At 75.9% G+C, this 24684-nt stretch carries 19 protein-coding genes; 12 read left to right on the top strand and 7 right to left on the bottom strand.

Annotation, left to right across the window (positions count from 1 at the left end; all coding sequences use genetic code 11):
• Window positions 1-87: 87 nt before the first annotated feature.
• Window positions 88-1692 carry an ATP-binding protein gene (locus OP18_RS60765; protein ID WP_245635492.1) on the top strand — a complete coding sequence of 535 codons (1605 nt, stop codon included), beginning with the start codon at window positions 88-90 and terminating at the stop codon, window positions 1690-1692.
• Window positions 1578-3242: a hypothetical protein gene (locus OP18_RS60760; RefSeq protein ID WP_245635491.1), complete on the top strand. Its 1665-nt coding sequence runs from the start codon at window positions 1578-1580 to the stop codon at window positions 3240-3242. Before OP18_RS60765 ends, OP18_RS60760 begins: the two co-directional genes overlap by 115 nt.
• Window positions 3243-3274: 32 nt before the next feature.
• On the opposite strand, the gene OP18_RS21965 is transcribed toward OP18_RS60760, so the two are convergent.
• The 3 genes from OP18_RS21965 to OP18_RS21955 form a co-directional block, all read right to left on the bottom strand.
• The gene (locus OP18_RS21965; RefSeq protein WP_033360867.1) at window positions 3275-4054 is read right to left on the bottom strand and encodes an ABC transporter permease; all 780 of its coding nucleotides are present in this window, start codon (window positions 4052-4054) and stop codon (window positions 3275-3277) included.
• On the bottom strand, window positions 4051-5019 hold the full coding sequence (locus OP18_RS21960; RefSeq protein ID WP_033360866.1) for a daunorubicin resistance protein DrrA family ABC transporter ATP-binding protein: 969 nt from the start codon (window positions 5017-5019) through the stop codon (window positions 4051-4053). The genes OP18_RS21965 and OP18_RS21960 overlap by 4 nt, the downstream gene beginning before the upstream one ends.
• Before the next feature lie 137 nt (window positions 5020-5156).
• Complete coding sequence (locus OP18_RS21955; RefSeq protein ID WP_052387112.1) at window positions 5157-6017, bottom strand: alpha/beta hydrolase; 861 nt, start codon at window positions 6015-6017, stop codon at window positions 5157-5159.
• A gap of 98 nt (window positions 6018-6115) precedes the next feature.
• Here OP18_RS21955 and OP18_RS21950 point away from each other — a divergent pair, with 98 nt between their 5' ends.
• A complete protein-coding gene (locus tag OP18_RS21950) occupies window positions 6116-7018 on the top strand; it encodes an RNA polymerase subunit sigma-70 (protein WP_052387111.1) in 903 nt (300 codons plus the stop codon).
• A 34-nt stretch (window positions 7019-7052) separates the two neighbouring features.
• Here OP18_RS21950 and OP18_RS21945 read toward each other — a convergent pair whose 3' ends face one another.
• A complete protein-coding gene (locus OP18_RS21945) occupies window positions 7053-7421 on the bottom strand; it encodes a hypothetical protein (protein ID WP_033360865.1) in 369 nt (122 codons plus the stop codon).
• A gap of 176 nt (window positions 7422-7597) precedes the next feature.
• Here OP18_RS21945 and OP18_RS52855 point away from each other — a divergent pair, with 176 nt between their 5' ends.
• On the top strand, window positions 7598-8992 hold the full coding sequence (locus OP18_RS52855; protein WP_052387110.1) for a GGDEF domain-containing protein: 1395 nt from the start codon (window positions 7598-7600) through the stop codon (window positions 8990-8992).
• A gap of 5 nt (window positions 8993-8997) precedes the next feature.
• Here the strand turns inward: OP18_RS52855 and OP18_RS21935 are convergent, their stop codons facing one another.
• Window positions 8998-9327, bottom strand: coding sequence for a hypothetical protein (locus OP18_RS21935; protein WP_033360864.1), 330 nt, complete (start codon window positions 9325-9327; stop codon window positions 8998-9000).
• 95 nt (window positions 9328-9422) lie between these two features.
• On the opposite strand from OP18_RS21935, the gene OP18_RS21930 reads away from it, so the two are divergent.
• The gene (locus OP18_RS21930; RefSeq protein WP_033360863.1) at window positions 9423-10322 is read left to right on the top strand and encodes a hypothetical protein; all 900 of its coding nucleotides are present in this window, start codon (window positions 9423-9425) and stop codon (window positions 10320-10322) included.
• A 33-nt stretch (window positions 10323-10355) separates the two neighbouring features.
• On the opposite strand, the gene OP18_RS21925 is transcribed toward OP18_RS21930, so the two are convergent.
• The gene (locus OP18_RS21925) at window positions 10356-11825 is read right to left on the bottom strand and encodes a PhoX family protein (protein WP_033360862.1); all 1470 of its coding nucleotides are present in this window, start codon (window positions 11823-11825) and stop codon (window positions 10356-10358) included.
• 238 nt (window positions 11826-12063) lie between these two features.
• Here OP18_RS21925 and OP18_RS52850 point away from each other — a divergent pair, with 238 nt between their 5' ends.
• Window positions 12064-13473, top strand: a complete 1410-nt coding sequence (locus OP18_RS52850) for a sensor domain-containing diguanylate cyclase (protein WP_156089690.1) — start codon at window positions 12064-12066, stop codon at window positions 13471-13473.
• A gap of 122 nt (window positions 13474-13595) precedes the next feature.
• Here OP18_RS52850 and OP18_RS21915 read toward each other — a convergent pair whose 3' ends face one another.
• Window positions 13596-14408: a class I SAM-dependent methyltransferase gene (locus OP18_RS21915; RefSeq protein ID WP_033360861.1), complete on the bottom strand. Its 813-nt coding sequence runs from the start codon at window positions 14406-14408 to the stop codon at window positions 13596-13598.
• A 71-nt stretch (window positions 14409-14479) separates the two neighbouring features.
• Between OP18_RS21915 and OP18_RS21910 the strand changes: the two genes are divergently transcribed.
• The 6 genes from OP18_RS21910 (at window position 14480) to OP18_RS52845 (ending at window position 24644) form a co-directional block, all read left to right on the top strand.
• Window positions 14480-15073: a TetR/AcrR family transcriptional regulator gene (locus tag OP18_RS21910; protein WP_033360860.1), complete on the top strand. Its 594-nt coding sequence runs from the start codon at window positions 14480-14482 to the stop codon at window positions 15071-15073.
• Window positions 15074-15221: 148 nt separating this feature from the next.
• Window positions 15222-17633 (top strand): glycoside hydrolase family 3 N-terminal domain-containing protein, encoded by a 2412-nt coding sequence (locus OP18_RS21905; RefSeq protein WP_063745559.1) that lies wholly within the window; start codon window positions 15222-15224, stop codon window positions 17631-17633.
• Window positions 17634-17823: 190 nt separating this feature from the next.
• Window positions 17824-19899 (top strand): hypothetical protein, encoded by a 2076-nt coding sequence (locus OP18_RS21900; protein WP_052387108.1) that lies wholly within the window; start codon window positions 17824-17826, stop codon window positions 19897-19899.
• Window positions 19900-19956: 57 nt separating this feature from the next.
• Window positions 19957-20637 carry a hypothetical protein gene (locus OP18_RS21895; protein WP_033360859.1) on the top strand — a complete coding sequence of 227 codons (681 nt, stop codon included), beginning with the start codon at window positions 19957-19959 and terminating at the stop codon, window positions 20635-20637.
• Window positions 20638-20678: 41 nt separating this feature from the next.
• Window positions 20679-21728: a metallophosphoesterase family protein gene (locus tag OP18_RS21890; protein ID WP_052387107.1), complete on the top strand. Its 1050-nt coding sequence runs from the start codon at window positions 20679-20681 to the stop codon at window positions 21726-21728.
• A 177-nt stretch (window positions 21729-21905) separates the two neighbouring features.
• Window positions 21906-24644, top strand: coding sequence for an EAL domain-containing protein (locus tag OP18_RS52845; protein ID WP_052387106.1), 2739 nt, complete (start codon window positions 21906-21908; stop codon window positions 24642-24644).
• The last annotated feature ends 40 nt before the right edge of the window (window positions 24645-24684 follow it).

The raw sequence follows: 24684 nt of genomic DNA, 5'->3' as shown, positions 1-24684 counted from the left end.
ATCATTGTTGTGGCCAGCTCAGGGGGCATCCCCTGGGCCGGCTCCCCGCATCCCGAGGCGCCGGCGGCCCGGCACTAGCCTGAGGCGGTGACGGTCGAGCTGATCCTGCTGGGGCGGGTGTCCTACCGGGGGCGGGAGGTCGTCGGGCCGCGGCAGTGCGGGCTGCTGGCGCTGCTCGCCGGGGACCTGCCGGCCGGCTGCGGCACCGGGCGGCTCGTCGACGGCCTGTGGCCCGACGGGCGGCCCGGGCACCCGGCGAAGGCGCTGCAGGTCGTCGTGTCACGGACCCGGGCGCAGGTCGGCGCCGGCATCGTCGTGCGCACCGCGGGCGGCTACCGGCTCGGGGTACCGGCGCCGGCGCTGGACACCTCGGCGGTGCTGCTGCACGCCGCCGCGGCGGCCGGGGCGGCCCGCGCGGGGGACCACCGGGGCGCCCTGGCCGCCGCCGAGGCCGGGCTCGCGCTGTGGGCCGGGGCGGAGCCCGCCGACCCCGGCGGCACCGACCCGCTGACGGTGCTGCGCGCCGCACGGGAACCGACCCGGCAGGCGCTGCTGGCGGCCCGCGCCCTCGCACTGTCCCGGCTCGGGCGGCACGCCGAGGCCGTCGGGCCGCTCACCGAGCTGGCCCGGCAACGCCCCCGCGACGAGACGGTGCTGCTGGAGCTGCTGCGCAGCGAGGCGGCCACGGCCGGCGCGGCGGCCGCCCTCGACCGGTACGAGACGTACCGGGAGACACTGCGCGACGAGCTCGGCACCGACCCGGGACAGGCCCTGCGAGACACCCACCGGCGGCTGCTGCTGGACGCGGCGCCGGCCGCGCGGCGGGGCGTGCCGCACGACCCGAACCCGCTGCTCGGCCGCGAGCAGGACATCGCGGCCGTCACGGCGCTGCTGGCCACGGCGCGGGTCACGTCCGTGGTCGGCACCGGCGGGCTCGGCAAGACCCGCCTGGCGTACGCGGTGGGCCGCGACGCCCCGTTCCCGGTCGTGCACCTGGTGCCACTCGCCGGCGTGGGCAGCGACGCCGACGTCGCCCGGGAGGTCGCGGCGTCGCTCGGCGCCGGCACCGCCGGGGACCGCCGCGCGGCCGAGGCCGGGATCGTCGACGCGCTCGGCGGCGGCCCGGCGCTGCTGGTGCTGGACAACTGCGAGCACGTGGTGCGGGGCGTCGCCGAACTCGTGCGGGCGCTGGTGTCCGCGACCCGCGACCTGCGGGTCCTGACGACCAGCCGGGCACCGCTCGGGTTGCTGTCGGAGTCGGTGTACCCGCTGCCGGAGCTGCCCCTGGACACCAGCGTCGAGCTGTTCCGGCAGCGGGCCCGCGCCGCCCGGCCCGGGGCGGACCTGCCCGACGCGGCGGTGCGGCAGCTGTGCGCCCAGCTCGACGGGCTGCCCCTGGCCGTGGAGCTGGCCGCGGCCAGGGTCCGGGTGCTGTCGGTGGCGCAGATCGCGCACGGGCTCGACGACCGGTTCGCGCTGCTGCGCGGCGGGGCCGGGACGCGCCGCCGCGGCACCGGACGCTGCACGCCGTCATCGACTGGAGCTGGAACCTGCTCGAGCCGCCCGCCCGCGCCGCGATGCGGGCCCTGTCGATCTTTCCGGGCGGGTTCACCGCCGCCGCGGCCCGGCACGTCCTCGGCGGCGGCGACGTGGTGGCGGTGCTCACCCAGCTCGCCGACCAGTCGCTGCTGAAGGTCACCGACACCGTGTCCGGGACCCGGTTCCGGATGCTGGAGACCGTCCGCGAGTTCAGCACCGCGCACCGCGAGCGGGCCGGCGAGACCGGCCGCGCCGTCGACGGGCTGATGGCGTGGGCCCGCGAGTTCGGCACCGCCGAGGCCCAGTCGGTCTTCGGTGCCGACCTCGTGCCGGCCGCCGAGCGGGTCCGCGCCGAGCAGGACAACCTCGTGCTCGCCCTGCGGCACGGCCTGCAGCGCGCCGACGACGCGACAGTGGTGGCGGCGGCAGCGGTACTGGCGGCGCTGTGGGGCGTGCAGGGCAACTTCGTGCGGATGACGGGCCTGACGAAGGACACCGCCTGGTACCTGTCGCACGTGCGGCCCACACCGCGCACCGCCGAGACGACCCACACCGCGGTGCTGCTGTGCGCGATGGCCGACTACCTGATGCGGGGGCCGCTGCCGCTGCGGCTGCTCGTCACCCTGCGCCGGCTGCCGCCGGCACCGGCGGGCACGCTCATGGGCGCCGCCGACACGGTCGTGCGGGCCATGATCGAGGACCTGGGCGCGCTGGACGCGCTGTGCGCGAGCGACGAGCCGCTGGTGGCCGGGGTCGCCAGCGGCGCCGCCAGCTACGTGTACGAGCAACGCCAGGACATCGAGGGGGCGCTGCGGGCCGCCCGCACCACCCTCGCCGTCTTCGGCAGCCGGGCCACGCCGTGGATGCGGGCCGTCGCGCACTCCCGCATCGGCGAGCTGTGCCTGCAGCTCGGCCGCGGCGAGGAGGCCGGCGCGCACCTCGTGGAGACCCTCGCGGTGCTCGACGCGCTGCGGGAGCCCGGCGTGTCGTCCGGCGCGTCCCGGGTACGCGGCGCGATGGCCCTGGCGAACCTGCAGCGCGGCGCCGTCGACGAGGCCGAGCACTGGCTCGAGCCGGCCGCCCACGGCGAGGGCGACACGGCCGCCGACCTGTTCATGTTCGGCTCGTCGGTCCGCGCCGAGATCCTGCTCGCCCGCGGCGACGTCGAGGAGGGCCTGGCGCTGTGGCGGCGGGTCGCCGGCCGGCTCCGCGACACCGCCGGGTCCGGCGAGGCGACCGGGGAGCTGCCGGGCTCCGCGTCGTGGGCGCTGGAGGTCCACGCCACGGCCGTGATCGCGCACGCCCGGCACGACCGGCTCGACCTCGTGCCCGACCTGGTCGGCGACCTGCCGGGGGTGCTCGCCGACCTGCTCGACGGGCCGGCCGCCGGGCCGGAGATCGGCGAACCGGTCCGCGGCGCGCTGCTGCTGGCCCTCGCCGTCGCCGACCTGGACCGGGCCCGCCGCACCGCCGACGCGGCACTGACGGCGGCGGCGGTGCGGATGATCGCGCTGGCCGAGGCGCTGCGCTTCCTGCGGGAGTTCCAGCCGACGATGTCCGCCACGCACGCCCGCGACCTCGCCGAACAGTCCGACGCCGCCGCGTACGCCGAGGCCGGGGCGGCGTACGCGGGCCTGGACCGGGACGCGCTGCGCGCCGCGGCGTCGGCTGCCCTGCGCGCCCGCACCGCGGCGGCAGGGTAGCGACAGCCGCGGCGCCGGCGGGGCGCCGCCCGCTACGGTCGCGGGGCCCGGTGGAACGCGGCGCGGGCCCACAGGTAGCCGGCGACGGCCAGGCCGGCGCACCAGGCGACGGCGACCAGCCCGCGGCCGCCGACCGGGGTGTCCATCAGCAGCCCGCGCAGCGTGTCGATGATCGGCGTGAACGGCTCGTTGCGGGCGAACCACCGCACCGGCCCCGACATCGACTCCGGCGTCACGAACGCGCTGCTGACGAACGGCAGCACCTGCACCAGCAGCAGGAACCCGGTCGTGCCCTCCGGGGTCGGCGAGGCCAGGCCGATCGCGACCGCCAGCCAGGTCAGCGCCAGGACGAGCAGCAGCAGGACCCCGGTCGCGGCGAGCCACCGCAGCGGGTCGCCGGTCGGCCGGAACCCCATCAGCAGCCCCACCCCGATGACCAGCGCCGCGCTGAGCATGGTGCGGATCGTCGCGGCCAGGACGTGACCGGTGAGCACCGCGCCGCGGGTGATCGCCATGGTGCGGAACCGGTCGATGATGCCTTCTGTCATGTCCCGGTTCACCGCGAGGGCCGTGGTGGAGGCGCCGTAGCCGACCGTCACGAGCAGGATGCCCGGCACCACGTAGTCGATGTACCCGCCGCCGCCGGCCATGCCGGCGTGGATCGCGCCGCCGAACACCCCGACGAACAGCAGCAGCAACATGACCGGGATGAGCAGCGACGTGACCATCGACGACGGGTAGCGCAGCGTGTGCCGCAGGTTGCGCCGCAGCATCGTGGCGGAGTTGGCCACGGCGTGGGTGAGCGTGCTCATCGGGTGGCCTCCTGCGCGGCGGGCTGGTTCGTGGGGGTACCGGTGAGGGCGAAGAACACGTCGTCGAGGTCGGGGGTGTGCACCGACAGGTCGGCGACCTCGACGCCGGCGGCGTCGAGCCGGTCCAGCAGCGCCCGCAGCGCACCGGCGCCGCCGTCGCCGGGGACCCGCAGCGTCAGCGCGTCGTCGTCGCGGGCCGCGCCGTCGAACATTGCGGCGGCCCTGTCGAGCCCGGCGGCGTCGGCGAAGCGCAGCCGGACGTGCCCGCCGGGGATGAGCCGCTTGAGCTCGTCGGCGGTGCCGGACGCGACGACCCTGCCGTGGTCGAGCACCGCGATCCGGTCGGCGAGGGCGTCGGCCTCCTCCAGGTACTGCGTGGTGAGGAAGACGGTGACGCCACCGGCGACCAGCCGGCGGATGATCTGCCACATGGTGCGCCGGCTGCGCGGGTCGAGCCCGGTGGTCGGCTCGTCGAGGAAGATGACGCTCGGCTCGCCGACGAGCGTCATCGCCAGGTCGAGCCGGCGCCGCATGCCGCCGGAGTAGGTCGCGGCGGTCCGGCGTGCCGCGTCGAGCAGGTCGAAGCGGGCCAGCAGGTCCGCGACCCGCCGCCGCCCCTCGGCCCGGCCCAGACGGTGCAGGTCCGCCATGAGCCGCAGGTTCTCCTCTCCGGTGAGCAGGCCGTCGACCGCGGAGAACTGCCCGGTGACGCCGATCGCGGCCCGGACCGCGCCGGGGGAGCGGTCCACGTCGTGCCCGGCGACGGCGGCCTGCCCGCCGTCGGCGCGGATCAGCGTGGACAGGATCCGCACGGTGGTCGTCTTGCCGGAGCCGTTGGGGCCGAGCAGCGCGAAGACCGTGCCGCGCGGCACGTGCAGGTCGATGCCGTCGAGCACCACGTGGTCGCCGAACGACTTGCGCAGCCCGGAGCTCGTGATCGCCGGTGGGGACGGGGTGGTGGCCACGTCGTTGCCTTCCCATCGTCGCTGTGGCGTGGTTCGCCACGACTGCGACGATCGTGCGGCGGCGCGGATTCACCGCGGTTTCACCGGGTTTCACGGGCCCCCGCGGCCCGTGCCGGCGGCCGGTCGCATCCGCACCGTCAGGACATCGACACTGTTGCGTGGGTTCGGAGCCAGCCGGCGAAGTCGCCGACGGCCCGGTCGGCGGCGTCGGTGGTGCCGGCGGCCATCTGGAACGTGTGCAGCTGACCCGGGTAGACCTCCAGGTGCGCGCCCGCGCCCGCCATCGCGTGCAGCGCACGGCCGTCGTCGAGCAGGCCCTCGTCGCCGCCGACCTGGATGAGCATCGGCGGCAGCCCGGTCAGGTCGGCCTGCAGCAGGTCGACGGCCGGGTCGTCGGCGCCGGCCGGGCCGAGGAAGTTCGCCGCGAGCGCGTCCACGGTCTCCTTGTGGAAGAACGGGTCCGTCGCGGCGTTGGTCCGGTAGCTCGCGCCGCGCTGCGTGAGGTCCACCCACGGCGAGATGAGCAGCATCGCCGCCGGCAGCGGCAGGCCGCGGTCGCGGGCGCGCACCGCGAGGGACAGGGCCAGCCAGGCGCCGCAGGAGTCGCCGGCGAGCACGAGCCGCCCCGGGTCGGCGCCTTCGCCGATCAGCCAGGTGTACGCCCGCGTCACCCGGTCCAGCTGCGCCGGGTGCACCTGCCCGGGCGCGTACGGGTAGCTCACCAGCAGCGCCCGTGCCCCGATCGCGGTGGCCAGGTGACCGACCAGCTTGCGGTGCGTCCAGACGCTGCCGCTGACGAACCCGCCGCCGTGGATGTAGCACATGAGTGGGCCACCGCCGGCGGCGGCGGGCTCCACCCACAGCGCCGGGGCGCCGCCCGCGTCGACCTCCCGGTGGGTCACGCCGGCCGGCTCCGCGGTGAGCGCCTCCCACGGCCCGGCGGTACCCTCGGCGGTGCGGGTCCAGTGCCGGCGGACCGGATCGTCGTGCTGGTGCATCGGATCTCCCAACGTTCGTGGTGGACACGGATGCAGACCACCACGGCGCGGGAAAGGAACCGGTCCGGCGATTCCTTTCCGGGGCGGACGGAGTCTGTATGGGCGTGACCGACCCGCTGACCGAACACTTCGAGCGCGAGCGCCGCGGCCTGCTCGCGCACAGCTACCGCATGCTCGGCACCTGGGACGAGGCGGAGGACGCCGTGCAGGAGGCGTACCTGCGCGCGTTCCAGGCGTGGCCCGGGTTCCAGGAGCGCTCCAGCACCCGGACCTGGCTGTTCCGGATCGTCACCAACGTCTGCCTGACCGCCCTGCGGGGCCGCGGCCGTCGGGCGCTGCCGGCCGGGCTCGCCGCGGACGGGTCCGCGGCGTGGATCCAGCCGGTGCCGACGTCGCTGGTCGACCCGGAGACCGCGGCCGTCGCGAGGGAAGGGGTGCGGCTGGCGTTCGTCGCCGGGCTGCGGCACCTGCCCGCCCGGCAGCGGGCGGTGCTGCTGCTGCGGGAGGTCCTCGCGTTCCCGGCCGCGGAGGTGGCGCTGACGCTGGGCATGAGCGTGGCGGCGGTCAAGAGCGCGCTGCAGCGGGCCAGGGCCCGGCTGGCGGAGGTGGCGCCGTCGCCGGAGCAGGTCACCGAGCCGCCGGACGGCCGTACCCGGGAGCTCCTCGCGCGGTACATGGCCGCCTGGGAGCACGCCGACCCGGTCGCGCTGGAGCGGGTGCTGCGCACGGACGCGGTCCTCGACCTGGTGCCGTCCGGCGACCACGCCCGGGGCAGGGCCGCGTGCCTCGCGCTCGCCGCGCCGTCGATGGACGGCGGCTGGCGGATGGCACCGACCGGCGCGAACGGCCAGCCCGCCGCCCTGGCCTGGTGGCACGGCGAGCCGTTCGGCGTCGCGGTGCTCACCCCGGCGGCCGGCGGCGTCGCGGCCGTCACCGTCTTCGCCGACCCCGCCCTGGTGGCCCGCTTCTCCGCCGCGGATGTACCCGCCGCCGGAGCCTGAGCGCCGCCGCGGCGAGCACCGCCGTCACCCGCGGCTACCTGCGGGCGACGACCTTCGTGGCGACGGTCGTCGCGCCGGTCTGGGTGCCGGTGACGGCGACCGGCATGCCGGCGCGGACCGCGCCGAGCCCGGCGGCCGAGCCGTTGACGACGACGGCGGTGCCCGCGGTCACGGTGAACCTGACCGTCTTCGGCCGGCTGTCCCGGAACCGGTACGCCCGGGTCACGACCAGCGACGAGTCCGCGGCCCGCACCGACGCGACCGTGCCGACCACCGACACGCCGGCCCCCGGCGCCGCGGCCCCGGCCGGGCCCGCCCACGCGGTCGCCGGTGTCAGCAGCAGCAGCCCACCGGCGACCGCGCCGGCGATCAGGCCCGCGGCACGGTGTTGACCTCGCGACAAAGCTTCCCCCCACAGGTGCGCTGGAACCCTGAACGGTCCCGGCTCAGGGTTGCGCCACCGGTGCCGTCCGGGTGCCGTCGGGGAGCGGCCGGTCGATCCCAGTGCCGATCCGGCGGGCATGCGGCGGGGTCACCGGTTGTGCTCAGGCCGGCCGTGCCCCGGTCGATCCTCACGGGGTGCTGCATCGGACGTTCGTGCTGGCCGTCGCCGTGACGGTGACCGGGCTGCTGGCGCTTGACGGGCCCGCGCAGGCGGTCGTCATGGTCGCCAGCGGTCTCGTGCCGGCCGCCGCGATCTGCTGGCACCTGCGGCACCGCCGGCCCGCGACCGGCCGCCCCTGGCATCTCGCGCTCGTCGGGCTCGGCCTGCTCACCGCCACGAACCTGCTCGGCCTCGGCCGCACCCTCGGCGTCGAGCCGCCCGGCGGCACCCTCGTCGCACCGTTCCTGCTCGCCGCCGGGTTCCTCGGGCTGCTGGCGGCGAGCGCGGTGGTGGTGACCCGGCACACGGCCGGCGACGGCGGCGGCATCATCGACGCGGCGCTGATCGGGGTCGGCTCGGCCGGGCCGCTGTGGGAGTTCGCGCTGCGGCCCCGGCTCGCCGCGGTGCACGCCCCGGCGCCGGTGCAGCTGCTGGCGCTGGTGAACGTCCTGGCGCTGCTGGCCACCCTCGGCTCGATGCTGCGCATCGCCGGGACCCTCGGCAGCGGGTCGCTGCGGTACCTGTACGTCTCGATCGCGCTGGGCCTCGCCGGCACCGTCAGCTCGGTGCTCACCGCCGGCGTGCACCACCCGGGCGCGGCGCAGCTCGCCCCGACGCTGTGGGCGATGGCCTACCTGAGCTTCGGCGCCGCGGCGCTGCACCCGTCGGCCGTCACGCTGACCGAGCCGGTGAGCGCGCCGGGCGGCCGGCCCACGTTGCGCCTGACGTACCTCGGCCTGGTCCTGGCGGTGAACCCGGTCGTCGGCGCGCTGCCCGTGCTGTGGGGCACCACCGCCGACGCGGCGCTGCTGAGCGCGGGCACGCTCGTGGTCATCGCGCTCGTGCTCGCCCGGATCGGCCAGCTGCTGCGGCAGCGGGCCGAGGCGGAGTCGGCGCTGGCCCACCGCGCCACCCACGACGAGCTCACCGGCCTGCTCAACCGCCGCGGCGTGCTGGCGAGGCTCGAACAGTCGACCGGCGCCGGTGTCGGGGTCCTCTACTGCGACCTCGACCGCTTCAAGCCGGTCAACGACGCGTTCGGTCACCTCGCCGGCGACGAGGTGCTGCGGCAGGTCGCGTGCCGGCTGCGGGCGAACCTGCGCCCCGGTGACCTGGTCGGCCGCATCGGCGGCGACGAGTTCCTGGTCGTCTGCCACGGCGTCGACCAGGCCCAGACCGAAGCGCTGCGCGACCGGCTGCAGCAGGCGGTCGCCGCGCCGATGCGGGTCGCCGGCCGGTCCGTCGACGTCGGCGTGACGATCGGGTGCGCGCTGTCAGGGCCGGACCCGGTGCCGGCCGACCAGCTCGTCGCCGACGCCGACCGGGAGATGTACGACCAGAAACGCCTCACCCACGCCGCGGCCGCCTGACCCGGTCAGGCCGCTTCCCGGGTCCGCTTCCCCCGCTGCGGGGCCCGTCCCGCGTGCTCCCGGGCTCGTCCCGCCGTCTCCGTGGCGCGCTCCGCCGTCTCCGTGGCGCGCTCCGCCGTCTCCGTGGCGCGCTCCGCCCGCTCCGGGGCGGGGTCCGCGTCGACGAAGTCGCCGAGGTCGACGCCCACCTCGCCCAGCACGTCGGCGAGCTTGCCGACGCTCGGCACCGTCCGGGAGACCCCGGGGCCGACGAGCCTGTACCAGGCCACGGAGCCGATGCCGCCGACCTCGACGCGCCACGTCCCGTCGGGTGTCTGCATCGCCGCCGAGGTCACCTCCCGACGCTACGACAGCGTCACGACCAGCGGGAAGACATGATCGAGAAGTACACCGATGTAGTTCACGACCGCCGGTGTGGCACGATCCTGCGGTGCGTCTGGTGCTGCTGTACGCCGCCGTGGCGGGACTCGCGGTCGCGGCGTCCGCCGTGTCCGCGACCGAGGTGTCGTTGCGGTGCGCCGCCGCGGCGTCCGCGGTGCTCGCGTGGCAGGCCGCGACCGGCGCCCGGACCGCGGCGCCGGCCGTGCGCTGGGCCCTCGCCGGCGGCTGCGCGCTGTTCGCCGCCGCCGCGCTGGTCCGGCAGTCCGCGTACAGCGAGGAGCCGACCGACGTCGGGTGGTTCGGCTACGGCCCGCCGGGCACCGCCGAGCTGACCGCGATGCGCGACCAGACCGGCTGGTGGCTCGGCCGTGAGCTGGCCGCCGCCGGCGTCCAGCTCGGCGCCCTGGTCCTGTGCGCCGGCGCCGTGTACTGCCTGCCCCGCGCGCGCCGGCGGGCCCGTGCCGTGGTTACGGTGGCCGCCGCCGCGCTGCTCATCGCCGCGGTCGGCGCGGACCGTCGGCTCGGCACCGACCCGTGGGAGGTCGCCCCGGCGCTGCGCGAGATCTGGCCGGGCGTGCTGGCCGTGGTCGCCGGCCTCACCGGCCTGGTCCTCGCCGGCCGGCGCGCCGACCACCGGTGGCTGGTCGTGGCGGGGTCGGCGCTGGTCGCGGTCCAGGCGGCCATGACCCTGTCGGACCTGACCGTCCTGTGGTTCACCTGGTCGTCGCTGGTGGGCCCGACCGGGGACGCCTTCCTGGAGCCCGGCATCGCCATCAGCGTCGCGACCGGCGAGCCGGGTGGGCTCGAGCTCGGCGAGGCGCTGCGCACGGCGGTGACCCTCGCCGGGCCGGGCCTGCTGGTCCACGGCGCGCTGCGGGCCGGCACACCCGGGCCGGCGCCACAGCGCCCCGCCGGCCCGGCAGCGGGGAACGGGACCGGGCCGGGGTGAGGAGGCACGCCGTGCCTCCTCACCGCCGTCGCCTCAGACGCCGATGCGGCGCCAGTCGCCCCAGATGGCGAACGTCATACCCCGGCTGGCCTGGATGTTGACGAACAGCGTGTGCCCGTCCGGGGAGAACGTCGAGCCGGCGAACTCGTCGTCGTAGCGGGGCGCGCCGGTGCTGCTGACGAGCCGGTTGAGCGCGATGTCGAACAGCTCGCCCCGCGGGGTCAGCCCGCGCAGGTAGTTGTCGTTCGTGTTGTCCTCGCACACCACGAGCGTCCCGCGCGGGCTGGTCGTGACGTTGTCCGGGAAGTCGAGCACGTCGGGGCCGCTGGACTGGTACAGCAGCCGCAGCACCCGCTCGCGGATGTGGTACGCCCAGATCTGCCCGTGACCGTTGCCGAAGCCGTCGGCGATCGGGCCGGTGCCCGTCTCCTCGGGGCCGCCGCCCTGCGTCGAGGTGAAGTAGACGACGCCGCGGTCGTAGGTGGCGCCCTCCAGCCGCGAGAAGTACGCCGCGCCGCGCGCCCAACCCTGCCGGGCGACGTGACTGATCGCGTCGTTGTTCGTGGTCGGCGCCGGCTGCCCGGGCGTGTACGGGTACACCGGCGACGGGTCGTCGATGTCGACCCACTCGACGGGGAACACCGACCCCGGCCGCAGCGACGCCTCCAGGTGGACGTTCGGGCGCCCCTTCACCTTCAGCATCTGCAGCCGGCCCTTGTTGCCGAGCCGGCCGGTGCGCATGGGGTGCTGCCGCGGCGTGTACCGGTAGAAGCCCGACGCGAAGCCGAAGTCGTCCTCGGTCAGGTACAGCGCGCCCTCCCGCGGGTCGAACGCGACCGACTCGTGCGCGAAGCGCCCCGCGGCCGTGACCGGCTCCCGGTCGGCGGTCCCCTTGACGGGCACCTCGAACACGTACCCGTGCGGCTGCCGCAACGGCACGTTCGACACGCCGGTGAAGTCGGCGCCGACGTCGGGGCCGTTGACGGTCTCCTCGCACGTCACCCAGCTGCCCCACGGCATCGGCCCGCCGGAGCAGTTCATCTGCGTGCCGTTGATGCTCGTGTACGACCGCACGACCTCGCCGAACCTGGTCACCTCGACGGTGGTGGTGCCGCCCTGCGCCATCGGGTCGTACGCGGCGGCGGCGTCACCGAACGCGGGCCCGGGACCGTTCACCTCATGGTTGCGGATCAGCGTGTAGTTGCCGCGCGGCCCGCGGAAGGCGGCCATGCCGTCGTGCCGCCCCGGCAGCCTGGTGCCGTCGTCGAGGACGACCGGGGCCTCGGTGTCGTGGAACGAGCGGTACTCGAACCCGTCGGGCAGCCACAGCCGGACCGCGCCGTCGCGGTGGTCCGGCACCGGGCCGAGCGTCGGGCGGGGGCGGTCGTGCTGTGCGGGTGCGGCCTCGCCGCGCGCGGCGAACCCGGCGAACGGGCCGAGCGCGGTGCCGCCGATGATCGCGGCGGCCCCGCGTAACGCGGTCCGCCGGTCGATGCCAGCCATGGGCACTCCCTTCGATGGCGTCCTTGCCATTGAGAAGCCCCGATCATCAACCCGCCGTTCACCTCCGCGCAAGGCTGCCGCACGGTGTTCACTCCGCGCCCCCGGTGCGGGCCCGGGTGGGCCGGCGGTCGGCGCGGCCCGGTGGGTCCGGTGATCGGCAGGGTCACAATGCTTCATTCGGCGCGTGGGCGGCCGATAGGTTCACGTGTCCCGTCTGCGTGTGGTGGCGGACGTCTGCGTGCGCCTGTTGGACGCGCCACCCGATGACGGCCACCTGCTGGAGCGTCTGGTGTCCGCGGTCGGCGCGGAGCTCACCGGGTGCTGCGTCGCGGGCGCCCTCGCCGGGCCCGGCGGCGCCGTTCCCGTGGTGCGCGCCGTCCCCGGCGGCGCCGACCCGGCGGCGGCCGGCGCGCTGCTCGACGCGGTCGTCACCGCCGTCGACGGCGAACCCGGCAGCGAACCCCGCGGCGACCTCAGCACCGGACCCTACGCCGACGTCAGCGACGAGCTTGACTCCGCGGGCCGGCCGCCGGGCGGTGCGCTCGTCGTGCCGGTCCTCGTCCGTGGCGCCGTCATCGGCGCCATCGGTGTCCTGGTGCCCGGTGGTGGGCCGGTCCCGCCCGCCGACGCCGCGTTCGTCGAGGCGGTCGCGGTCGCCGCGGGCGGGGTGATCGAGCGCAGCCACGCGTTCGCCGCGACGCTGGAGCTCCTGGAGGACGCCCGCCGGCAGGGCGACCTGCTCGACGCGATCTCCGACGCGATCGTGTCCTGCGACGCCGACGGTGTGATCGTGAGCTGGAACTCCGGCGCCGAACGGCTGTACGGGTACTCCTCCGGCGACGCGGTCGGCTGCGACTTGCTGGCCCTGCTCGCCACCGCCTGCGTCGCCGACGGCGTGGAGCGCAGCGCCGCGCAGATGCTGCGGGACGTCACCACGGCCGGCCGCTGGGAGGGCGAGCTGCGGGAGCGGCGCTCCGACGCGGCGCCGCTGACGGTGCTGTCGTCCGTCTCGGCGCTGCACGCCGCCGACGACGGCGGGCCCGCCGGGTACGTGTTCGTCAACCGTGACGTCACCGAGCAGCGCCGGCAGGAGCACGAGGCGGCGCACGACGTCCTGACCGGCCTGCCGAACCGGCGCCGGCTGGTCGGGCGCATCCGGGACGCCGTCGAGCGGGTCCGCCGCGGCGGTGGCCCGATGGCGGTGCTGTTCCTGGACCTCGACGGGTTCAAGCCGGTCAACGACCGGCACGGCCACGCCGTCGGCGACGAGCTGCTGATCCGCATCGCCGGGCGGCTCACCGGCACGGTGCGCAGCACCGACTTCGTGGCCCGGCTCGGCGGCGACGAGTTCGTGGTCGTGCTGGAGCAGTTCGGCGGGGTCGAGCGGCTCATGCCGGTGCTGCGGCGGATCCTGCACGCGGTCGAGGAGCCGATGGAGCTGTCCACGGCGACGGTGGCGGTCTCCACCAGCATCGGCGTCGCGCTGGCCGGCGACACCGACGCCCCGGCCGAGCTGGTCGTCGACCCGGAGGACCTGGTCAAGGCGGCGGACGAGGCGATGTACCGGGCGAAACGCCGCCCCGGTCACGTCGCGTTCGCCGACCCGGAGCTCGACCCCCACTGGTCCGCCACCGAGCCGACCGGCTGAGCCGACCGGCTGAGCCGACCGACTGGGCCGACCGACGGGGCCGACCGACTGGGCCGACCGACTGGGCCGACCGACTGGGCCGACCGGTTCAACCAGCGGCTCCACCCGCCCGTAGGGGCGGTTCAGCCGCCGGAGCGGGCCGCGGTGACGACGACCGTGGTGTAGTGCGTCGCGAACCCGCCGCCGAGGCCGTCGATCGCGGCCCCGAAGCCGTCGATCACCTCGGCGAGGACCGCCGCCGGCAGCTGGGTGTGGCCGCCGAAGGTGGGCACCTGGTCGAGCCACGCGTCGCGGGTGTACGTGACGTCCCACTCGTGCCGCCACCGCTCCGGGTCGCCGAACGCGCCCGACGCCCGGATGCCGTCGGCGGCCCTGTCGCACAGCACCGAGTACGGCCCGCCGGCGGTCGCGGCGGCCGGCGCGGCGGCGGCGAACGCCGCGGCGGCGGGCGAGTCGGGCAGGACCCGGCGGTAGACGGCGGCGAACGCCTCGGCGGCCGCGGGCTCGGGCTGGAAGGCGTTCCAGAACACCGCGAGCCGCCCGCCCGGGCGCAGCACCCGGGCCGCGGCGGCGGCGCCCGCGTCGGGGTCGATCCAGTGCCACGCCTGGCCGGCGACGACCGCGTCGAAGCGGCGGTCGCCGGGATCCCAGGCCTCGAACGTCGACACCTCCACCTCGAGGCCGCCGCGGCGGGCGAACTCGGCCATTCGGGCGTCGGGCTCGACCCCGAGGACCGTGCAGCCGGCCGCCGCGAACTGCCGGGCGGCGATGCCGGTGCCCGCGCCGACGTCGAGCACGTCGCGGCCGGGGCTGGCGGCGACGATCCGCTCGATCATGGCCGCGGGGTAGCTGGGTCTGGTCCGGTCGTACCGCTCGGCGTCCACGCCGAAGGACTCCGCCACCTCGCGGGCCCGGTGCGGCTCTATAGTGGGCATGTGCCCACGCTAGTGGGCGTGCGCCCACTCGTCAACGGACGAGGTCGCCGCCGGGGAAGGGACGGGCCGCAGTGCCGACAGGGGTCGCCATCCGCGACGTCCGCGAGCAGCTGTTCGGCGCCGCGGAGCGGGTCCTGCTCCGCGCCGGGCCGAACGCGCTGACCAGCCGGGCCGTCACGACCGAGGCCGGCTGCGCGAAGGGGGTGCTGCACAAGCACTTCGCCGACTTCGACGCCTTCCTCGCCGAGTTCGTCCTGGACCGCGTCGCCCGGCTCGACGAGCGCACCGCCGCGCTGCGCGACGCCGCCGGCACCGGCACCGTCGCGGACAACCTGACCGGAGCGGTGACGGCCCTGTTCGCCTCGACGGCCCTCGCCCTGGTCGGCCTGATCGCCGCCCGCGACGAGCTGCGCGCCCGGCTGCGCCGCGACCTGCCGGCGGGCGTGCCCGTGCTCACCGAGGCCGCCGAGCTCATCGCCGGGTACCTCGCCGCCGAACGGGACCTGGGCCGCGTGGCGCCCGGCGCCGACGTCGACACCCTCGCCGCGATGCTCATCGGCACGACCCACCTGCGCTACGCCGGCCACGGCGACACCCCGCCGGCACCGGACACCGTGCGCCGCATCGTCACCGCGGTCCTCGCCACCGCCGCGCCGCCGGGGTGACGGCGGCGGGGTGACGGCCCGGCCCAGGGTGAACGTTTCACCCCGGATCGCCGGGCTGACCAGCGCCGACGCGGCGCGCCGGCGGCGGCGCGGTGCGGGGCCCGCCGGGTCCGCCTACCGTCGGGCCGACCCTGCGGAAGGACCCCCGATGCGACGCTGGAAGCCCCTGCTCGCCGCCACCGGCACCCTCATCGCCGCCACGCTCGTCTTCGCCGAACCGGCGCGGGCGGCGGCGCCCTACGAGGACCCCTCCCTGCCCGTGGCGACCCGGGTCGAGGACCTCCTCGGCCGGATGGGCCTCGACGAGAAGATCGGGCAGATGACGCAGGCGGAGCGCGCGTCGATCAGCGCGGCGGAGGTCACCCAGTACCGGATCGGCAGCGTCCTCAGCGGGGGCGGGTCGGCACCCTCGCCCAACACGCCCACCGGCTGGGCCGACATGGTCGACGGGTTCCAGCGCGGCGCGCTCGCCACGCCGCTGCACATCCCGATGGTGTACGGCTCGGACGCCGTACACGGGCACAACAACCTCTACGGCGCGACGATCTTCCCGCACAACATCGGGCTCGGCGCCACCCGCGACCCGGCGCTGGTGCAGCAGGTCGGCCGGGCGACCGCGGAGGAGGTCGCCGGCAGCGGCGTCGACTGGACGTTCTCACCCTGCCTGTGCGTGGCCCGCAACGACCGCTGGGGCCGCACGTACGAGTCGTTCGGCGAACGCCCCGAGCTGCCGGTGTCGATGGCGAGCATCATCGACGGGTACCAGGGCGGCAGCGGCACGTCCCGGATCATCGCCACGGCCAAGCACTACGTCGGCGACGGCGGCACCACCGGCGGCGTCGACCAGGGCGACACGCAGATCTCCGAGGCGGAGCTGCGCGCGGTGCACCTGCCGCCGTTCCAGGAGGCGGTCCGGCGCGACGTCGGCTCCGTGATGGTGTCGTACTCGTCGTGGAACGGCCAGAAGCTGCACGGCAGCGAGTACCTCATCACCACCGTGCTCAAGGGCGAGCTGGGCTTCAAGGGCTTCGTGGTGTCGGACTGGAACGGCATCGACCAGATCGAGGGCGGCACCGGCTTCACCGCGTCGGAGGTGCGCCGGGCCGTCAACGCCGGCATCGACATGGTGATGGTGCCGACGGCGTGGAAGTCGTTCATCGCCACGCTCAAGGCGGAGGTCCAGGCCGGCCGGGTGCCGATGACCCGCATCGACGACGCCAACCGGCGCATCCTGACGAAGAAGTTCGAGTACGGCCTGTTCGAGCACCCGCTCGCCGACCGCGGTCTCGCCGCGACCGTCGGCAGCGCCGCGCACCGTGCCGTCGCCCGGCAGGCGGTCCGCGAGTCGCAGGTGCTGCTGAAGAACACCGGCGTGCTGCCCCTGGCCAAGACCGGCGGGAAGCTGTTCGTCGCCGGCCGGCACGCCGACGACATCGGCCGGCAGTCCGGCGGCTGGACGATCAGCTGGCAGGGCGGCACCGGCCCGGTCACCCCCGGCACCACGATCCTGCAGGGCATCCGGGCCGCCGCACCGGGCCGGACCGTCACCTACAGCGCCGGCGGCGCCGGCATCGACGCCTCGTACGCCGCGGCGATCGCGGTCGTCGGCGAGAGCCCGTACGCCGAGGGGCAGGGCGACCGGCCCGGCTCCCTCGGGCTGGACGCGACCGACCTGCAGACCCTCGCGACGCTGCGGGCCTCCGGCGTCCCCGTGGTGGCCGTGCTCGTCTCCGGCCGCCCGCTCGACATCACCACGCAGCTGCCGGACCTCTCGGCGCTGCTGGCCGCGTGGCTGCCCGGCACCGAGGGCGCCGGCGTCGCCGACGTGCTGTTCGGCGACTTCGCGCCGACCGGCAAGCTGCCCGTCACCTGGCCGCGCAGCGCCGACCAGGAGCCGGTCAACGACGGCGAAGGGCTGTTCCCGTTCGGGTACGGCCTGACCTACACCACGGACCCCGGCGCCCCGGGCGCGCCGACCGGCGTGACCGCCTCGGCGGTGAACGCCACGTCGGCGACGCTGTCGTGGACCGCGGCCACCGGCGGCACCGCGCCGCTGAGCTACCGCGTCGCCCGCACCGGCACCGTCCTGGCCACGGTCACCGGCACCACGTACGCGCTGACCGGCCTCACCCCCGGCACCACGACCAGCTACACGGTGACCGCGGTCGACGCCACCGGCGCCGCGGGCCCGGCGTCCGCACCGGTGAGCGTGACGACCCCCGGCGGCACCGACACGGCCACCTGCCAGGTCACGTACGGCGTCAACGACTGGGGCGGCGGCGGCTTCGGCGGCAGCGTCACGATCCGCAACACGCACCCGGCGGCCGCGGTGAACGGCTGGACCCTCGCCTTCACGTTCCCCGGCACCCAGCGCGTCACCCAGGGCTGGTCCGCCGTCTGGTCCCAGACCGGCGCCTCGGTCACCGCCCGCAACGAGTCGTGGAACGCCGCGATCCCGCCGAACGGCACCGTCTCGATCGGCTTCAACGGCACGTACACCGGCGGCAACCCCCGACCGACCGCCTTCACCCTCAACGGCGGCCCGTGCACGGTGCTGTGACCCCGCCTGGTCGTCCCTGAAGTGCCACCGCCGCCGGCGAGATCGACCGGTCTGCGGTGCGGGCCGGCGGCGCCACGGGCAGCCGGACCGCGGACAGCGGCACGGTCGGCGAGTCGCCGCTGGAACTGCGGGACCGAGCGCGCCGAAACGGCTTTGACCGTGGTGTGCGGGGTGCGGGACCCTGCACGGTGTGCAGCGAGCCCTGATCACCCGGGACCTCATCGCCCTGCCCGCCCCCGGCACGCCCGTCGCCTCGGCGGCGTCGCTGGCCACCGTGGCGGCGAACATCGCCTACTACGGCTTCGCGCTGTCCGCCCGGGCGTACGCGACGCTCGGCGGGGCCGGCGAGGAGGCGCTGCGCGCGTGGTGGGGCGGGGTCGAGCCGGTGCTCGCCGCGCTGACCGGCGACGACAAGCGCATGGCGGACTTCGTCGTCTACCGCAACTTCCCGGCCGAGGTCCTCGCCATGGACGAGGCCGAGTACTGGACCCGGCAGATCCTCATGTACTGGGGCCTGCCCAACGACCTGGTCACCGAGGAGGAGGCGGGGCGGGCGCCGCTGACGGAGCTGCCGGCGCCGCGGGTCCTGCACCCCGCCGACGACGCCGCGCCGGCGCGCATCCTCGCCGGGCTGCTCGCGCTGCCGGCGCGCTGGACCGACGCCCAGTGGGACGACGTGGCCACGCTCGTGCGGACCCCCGTCGACCTCGCCGAGGTCTCCTTCGTGGACAACCGGATCCGGCTCGCGGCGCGCCTGCTGGAGACCGGCGTCGTGGCGCGGGTCGGCACCGCGACCGACGTGCTGCGCCTGGCGGTGGCGCTGTCCGGCGGCGACCCCGGCCTGCGCGGCGCCTCCCGGCTGCGCGGCTTCACCCGCGCCGAGCGGCGCTACCTGCTGGGCCTGCTGGAGGGCGCCCCGCACCTGCTCGACGACGTCGCCCGGCGCCGGGAGCCGTTCAAGCGGCTGCTGCGCGCCCTGCACCCCGGCGACTACCGCGCGGCGTTCCCGCGGGTCGTGCGGGCCTACCACGTGCTGTACACCGGCGCCGCGACCGGCGGGTTCGCCGCCGACGTCGAGCGGCTGCTCGCCGAGCGGGACCCGGCCGCGGCGCCGCTGCTGGCCACCCGGCCCGGCGAGTACGCCCGCCGCCTGCACCACCTGGTCCGCACGTTCGGCGAGGCACCGGACGCCGGCCCGGTCATGGCCCGGCTCAGCACGCTGCAGCTGCTGCGGGTGCAGCGGCACCTGCGCACCGCCGGCGACCGGCGGTGGCGCGTGTTCCCGCCCCGCGGCAACTGGTGGAAGGCGCAGTTCGTCGAGGCCGGCGACGGGCTGGCGCTGCCGGCCGGACCGCGCGACGCGGTCCTCGGGGTCATCGGCGCCGAGCTGACCCGGCGCCTCGCCGGCGTCCCGGTCGCCCTGGACCCGGCGACGGCGAAGGTGAAGCTGCCGACGAACGATGCCGAGCTGGCGCCCTACGGCCGCGGCACCGTCTTCGGCATCCCGGACCGGGTCCGGTTCGTGCGGACCGCCGCGTACTGGGCGACCGGCGCGACGGGCGCGAACGTCTGGTACGACAACAGCTGGAACTTCTTCGACGCCGCCTGGCGGCCGCTCGGCGAGTGCTGCTGGGACCGCGAGCGGTTCGGCGCCGCGGCGGTGTTCTCCGGCGACCCGACGAACTCCAAGGACCTCGACGGCCGCGCCTGCCAGCTCATCGACCTGTACCTCGACGAGCTGGCCGGGGCCGGCGTGCGGTACGCGGTGTGGAGCCTGCTGTGCTACTCCCGCCGCACGTTCGCCGAGGCCAACGACGTGCACGCCGCGCTGCAGTGGGGTGAGCGGCCGCAGGAGGGCAAGCTGTTCGAGCCGGGCCGCACCCAGCTGTCGTTCCCGGTCCGCGGCGCCGCCCTGGCGAAGTTCGTCGCCTACCTGGACCTGGACCGCCGGGAGCTGGTCTACCTGGACGCGAACCTGCGCGCCCGGGTCCAGTCGGCCTCCCGCAACGGCGAGCAGCTGGCGCAGATGCTGCCGGCGTACGTGGAGTACCTGGACAGCCTGCCGAGCGTGCACGACCTGTTCCGGCACGCCCCGGCGGACCCCGGCGGGATGCCGGTCCGCTACGACGACACGGACGCGCCCGTCGCCGGCGGTCCCGCCTACGTGTTCCGTCCGTCCAATCAGGACAGTAATTACGCCGCGGTGGACCTGGCGCCCGTGCTAGCATCGACCGGCGAGGCCATGGTGGTCCTTCCTTCTCCTTAGAATCGCCTCGGCGATTTTGCCTATCAGGGCCGCCGCTTTCCTCGCCCTTCGCCCGGCATGTGGTTGCATGAGGCGGTGACCGCTCGAGACGTCGCCGCCGCCCTGCCGGACATCCCCGTCCTGCGCGAGCGCTGCCAGGCCCTCGCCGCGCTGGACGCGATCCTCAGCCCCGAGTGGGAGTCGCGGTACTTCTCCTTCGACGCGCACTGGGGGCCGGGGGAGCAGGTCGCGTCCATGCGCAACGGCTCCGGCGACGAGTACGACATCGTGTTCGGCGAGGCCGGCGTGTTCATCCGCGGCTTCGCCCACGAGTCGCCGATGAGCCCGGCGCACGACGAGGACGGCGAGCTGTGGCCGGGCCTGCTCGACGCGGTGCCCGAGGTGTTCGCCGGCAGCGTCGCGGAGCCGGCCTTCAGCTACGACGGCCGGCTCGAGGCGACCGTGTGCGTCTGGCGCGAGACCGGCGACGACCGGTGGCACACCGGTGACGTCGACCACCCCGCCGGCCCCGACCCGGACGGCGCCGACGGGCTGTTCGCCGTGCTGGTGGCGGGGACCCCGCAGGCGTACCGGGCGTTCGCCGAGGACTACTACGAGCGGCCCGTCGACGCCGGCGCCGTGCGCGCCGTCTTCGCCCACGAGCCGCTGACCGACGCGCTCGTGACCCGGTTGAACCCGGACCTGACCCTCGCGGACCTCGCCGAGGACCTGGCGCGGATCGGCTACGGCGCCCGATAACCCTTTGCCGGGGCGGGTGGGGCGTTCCTAGGCTCGCCGGCATGGGGCGCACGGTCATCGTCGGCGACGTCCACGGCTGCTTCGACGAGCTGATGGAGCTGCTCGACGCCGTCCGGCTGCGCCCCGACGACCTGCTGGTCAGCGTCGGCGACCTCGTCGACCGGGGGCCGAAGCCGGCCGAGGTGGTCGCGCTGTTCCGGCAGCGGCCCAACTCGGTCGCCGTCATGGGCAACCACGAGCGCAAGCACGTCCGCGGCGTGTACTCCTACGCGCAGGAGATCACCCGGCTGCAGCTGGGCGACGGCTACGCCGGCGCGGTCGAGTGGATGCGGACGCTGCCGTACTGGTTCGAGGACCAGCACGTGCGGGTCGTGCACGCGGCCCTGATCCCGGGCGTGCCCCTGGACCGGCAGCCGGAGGAGGTCCTGTGCGGCTCGACCAGCGGCGAACGGCGGCTCGCCGCCCTCTTCCCCGGCGGGTACTGGCACGAGCACTACACGGACGCGAAACCGGTCGTGTTCGGCCACCACGTGACCGGGCGCGAGCCGCTGCTGCGCGACGGCCGGATCTTCGGCCTGGACACCGGCGCCTGCCACGGCTGGAACCTGACCGCCCTGTGCGTGCCCGGCTTCACCGTCCACGCGGTGCCGGCCCGCGCCGACCACTGGGCGCTCACCCGGCGGGCCTGGCAGCTGCCGGTGCTCGGGTCCCGGCCGTGGCGCGAGCTGACCTGGCCGGAGATCACCGCCGCCGTCGCGCGGTACGCCACCGTACCGGACGGGGCCACCCGTGACTGGCTCGCCGCGGTCGAGGCGTGGGCGGACGAGCTGCGCGCGGCGCTGCCCGCCCTGGCCGGCGCGGCGCGCGACCTCGCCGGGTCGCTGAGCACCGACGAACTGCGCGCCCACCCCGCCGGCCCGGTGCTGTTCCAGGCCCGCGGCGGCCGCCTGGACGCGGCCGCCCTCGCCCGCCGGTGCGTGACACCACGCCGGACGGCGGACCTGGCCGCCGCGCTCGGCGTGCCCGTGCCGGACCTGCCGGACCTGCCGGCCCTGCCGGAGCCGCCCGACCGGCCCGGCCCACCCGGCTGACCACCCGCCCCGGCCGGCCCGGTGCACGGCCGAACAGCCCGCCGGGCCGGTCCCGGGGGACGATCGGCGCGGCGGTGTCCGGGGCGGTACGGTGCCTCGGCAGGCGGATGTCGCTCAGGTTCCGCGGGGCGCGGTCGATGAGCCATCCGGACGAGCAGGCAGGAAGACGGGCGGCAGATGACCGGATCGGGACGGCCGCGGCCGGCGGCGCGTCTGCGCGAGGCCGTGTTCGGGCCCTCCTACGCCGATGTGACGGCGCAGATCGTGATCGTCGTGGTCGCGTGGGCCTGGTTCGCGATCAACCTGCGCGGGCCCGTCGGCCCCGCCGTGCTGGGCTGGGTGCCGAACCTGTGCTCGGCGGTCCTCGCGGGTGCCGCGCTGTGGACCGTCGGCGCCGACACGCGGGTGAACCGGGCGGCCGCCCGGTTCTGGCGGTACATGGGCGCCGGCACGCTGCTCGTCGGGTTCGGCTCGGTCGTGCGCGGCGTGCACTCGATCGGCGGCTCCGACGGGCGCATCGGCGCCGTCGACGGCGCGGTCTACCTGCTGGCGGTGCTGCTGGAAGGGTGGGCGCTGCTGCGGCTGCCGCTGGGCCTGGACAGCCGGCCGCGCCGGGTCACGTTCCTGCTCGACGCGGGCACGGTCGTCGCCGCCGGCGGGCTGTTCCTGTGGCAGTTCTGGCTGCGCCCGTCGCTGGAGCAGGACAGCGGCAACCGGACCGTGTTCCTCACCGGCCTGGTCACGCTCGTGGTGGCGCTGCTGGCGCTGTTCGCCATCGTCAAGGTCGCGCTCACCGGCTCGTCCACCGTCGACCGGGGCGCGCTGCGGTGGTTCGGCCTGGCCATCGTCGTCGGCGCGCTCGCCTCGGCGCCGGAGGCGCTGCTGCCGGCCGGCGCGCCCAGCCCCAGCCAGGCCGCCGTGCCGCTGAGCTGCCTGTTCGCCGTGTTCGCGGCGCGCCTGCAGCGCCGCGGCGGACCAGCCGCGGACACCGCGGTCGTGCCGCGGCGCCGCCGGGCGTTCAGCGTGCTGCCCTACGCCGCGGTCGCCGCCGGCAACGTGCTGCTGCTGTTCGTCATGACCTCCGACGACCCGCAGGAGCGCCTCGGCGTCGCGGTCGGCGTGGTCATCCTCGCCGTGATGGTCGTCGCCCGGCAGATGCTCACCTTCCAGGAGAACGCGCGGCTCGTCGCCCGGCTCGACGCCGGCATGGTCGAGCTCGGCGACCGGGAGCGCCGGTTCCGCTCGCTGGTGCAGAACGCCTCCGACCTCATCACCGTCACCGACGCCGACGGCGTGCTCACCTACGTCAGCCCCGGCGCGACCCGGCTGCTCGGGCGGCCCGCGGAGCAGTGGCCGGGCCGGCCCGCCGCCGACATGCTGTACGTCGACGACGTCGGTGAGGTGCTCGCCGCGTACGAGCGGGTCATCCGCGAACCGGACACGCCGGTGGTGTTCCAGGCCCGGCTCGCGCACGTCGACGGCAGCTCCCGGTGGACCGAGATCACCATGGCGAACCTGCTGCACGACCCGGGCGTGGCGGGCATCGTGTGCAACTCCCGGGACATCACCGACGCCCGCGACTTCCAGCAGCGCCTCAGCCACCAGGCCAGCCACGACGCGCTCACCGACCTGGCCAACCGCAACCTGTTCGGCGAGCGGGTCTCCGAGGCGCTCGCCGCCGGCCCGCCGGAGCGGCTGCGGGTGCTGCTCATCGACCTCAACGAGTTCAAGACCGTCAACGACACCCTCGGCCACGCCGCCGGCGACGCGCTGCTGGTGGCCGCCGCGGACCGGCTGCGGGGCGCGGTGCGCCGCGGCGACATCGTCGCCCGCCTCGGCGGCGACGAGTTCGCGATCCTGCTCGAGCACGCCGACGACGCCGCCGCCCAGGCCGTCATCACCCGCATCGCGGCCGCGTTCGACGAGCCGGTCGACATCGACGGGCACCGGCTGCGGCTCGCCGCGAGCATCGGCGTGGCCCTCGGCACCGTCGCCGCCACACCGCAGGAGCTGCTGCGCCGCGCCGACGTCGCCATGTACGCGGCGAAGGCCGACCGCGACGGGCCGCGCATCCGCCACGTCGCCTACGCGGCGCCGCTGGACGTGCCGGTCCGCGCCCGCGCCACCCTCGAACGGGACCTGCGCACCGGCATCGACGAGGAGCAGTTCTCCGTCATGTACCAGCCGATCGTCGCCCTCGACGGGCCCGACCTCGGCGACGGCGGGGTGCCGGCGATGGTGGAGGCCCTGGTGCGCTGGGAGCACCCGGAGCGCGGCACGGTCCCGCCCGCCGACTTCATCCCGGTGGCGGAGTCGACCGGGCTCATCGTGCCGCTCGGCCGGTGGATCCTGGAGCGCACCTGCCGGCAGGCGGTGCGATGGCACGCCACGTACGGCGCCGCCGCGCCGCGGCTGAGTGTCAACGTGTCGGCCCGGCAGCTGCAGGAGCCCGACTTCGCCGCCGACGTCGAGCGGGTGCTGACCGCGACCGGGCTCGCCCCGCACCGGCTGACCGTCGAGATCACCGAGACGGCGACGCTGCACCCCAGCTGCGTGCAGTCGGTGCACGCGCTGCGGGCCCTCGGGGTGCGGATCTCCCTGGACGACTTCGGCACCGGGCACTCCAGCCTCAGCACCCTGCAGTCGTGCCCCGTCGACGAGCTCAAGCTCGACCGGGCGTTCACCGGTACGTGCACCGCACCCGACGGCCGCACCGTCGCCGCCGCGGTGATCCAGATGGCGCGGGCGCTGCGGCTCGCCACGGTCGCCGAGGGCATCGAGACCGAGGCCCAGGCGCGGCGGCTGCGGGAGCTGGGCTACCCGCACGGGCAGGGCTACCACTTCGCGAAACCGCAGCCCGCGGAGCGCATCGGTGAGCTGCTCGCCGCCGGGGAGGCGCTCGCCGAGGCCCGGTGAGCGTGCCGCGGCTACCATGGGCGGTCGGCGCCACGGTGAG

Source organism: Dactylosporangium aurantiacum, assembly GCF_000716715.1.
Taxonomy (GTDB): domain Bacteria; phylum Actinomycetota; class Actinomycetes; order Mycobacteriales; family Micromonosporaceae; genus Dactylosporangium; species Dactylosporangium aurantiacum.
This window is presented reverse-complemented; position numbering and strand designations above follow the sequence as displayed.

Excerpts from the sequence above, each read along its gene's own strand:
- OP18_RS21955 (WP_052387112.1), bottom strand. The coding sequence starts at position 6,017 with ATGCACCAGCACGACGATCCGGTCCGCCGGCACTGGACCCGCACCGCC.
- OP18_RS21965 (WP_033360867.1), bottom strand. The coding sequence starts at position 4,054 with ATGAGCACGCTCACCCACGCCGTGGCCAACTCCGCCACGATGCTGCGG.
- OP18_RS52845 (WP_052387106.1), top strand. The coding sequence starts at position 21,906 with ATGACCGGATCGGGACGGCCGCGGCCGGCGGCGCGTCTGCGCGAGGCC.
- OP18_RS21950 (WP_052387111.1), top strand. The coding sequence starts at position 6,116 with ATGGGCGTGACCGACCCGCTGACCGAACACTTCGAGCGCGAGCGCCGC.
- OP18_RS21895 (WP_033360859.1), top strand. The coding sequence starts at position 19,957 with ATGTGGTTGCATGAGGCGGTGACCGCTCGAGACGTCGCCGCCGCCCTG.
- OP18_RS21915 (WP_033360861.1), bottom strand. The coding sequence starts at position 14,408 with ATGCCCACTATAGAGCCGCACCGGGCCCGCGAGGTGGCGGAGTCCTTC.
- OP18_RS21925 (WP_033360862.1), bottom strand. The coding sequence starts at position 11,825 with ATGGCTGGCATCGACCGGCGGACCGCGTTACGCGGGGCCGCCGCGATC.
- OP18_RS60760 (WP_245635491.1), top strand. The coding sequence starts at position 1,578 with ATGCGGGCCCTGTCGATCTTTCCGGGCGGGTTCACCGCCGCCGCGGCC.
- OP18_RS21905 (WP_063745559.1), top strand. The coding sequence starts at position 15,222 with ATGCGACGCTGGAAGCCCCTGCTCGCCGCCACCGGCACCCTCATCGCC.
- OP18_RS21890 (WP_052387107.1), top strand. The coding sequence starts at position 20,679 with ATGGGGCGCACGGTCATCGTCGGCGACGTCCACGGCTGCTTCGACGAG.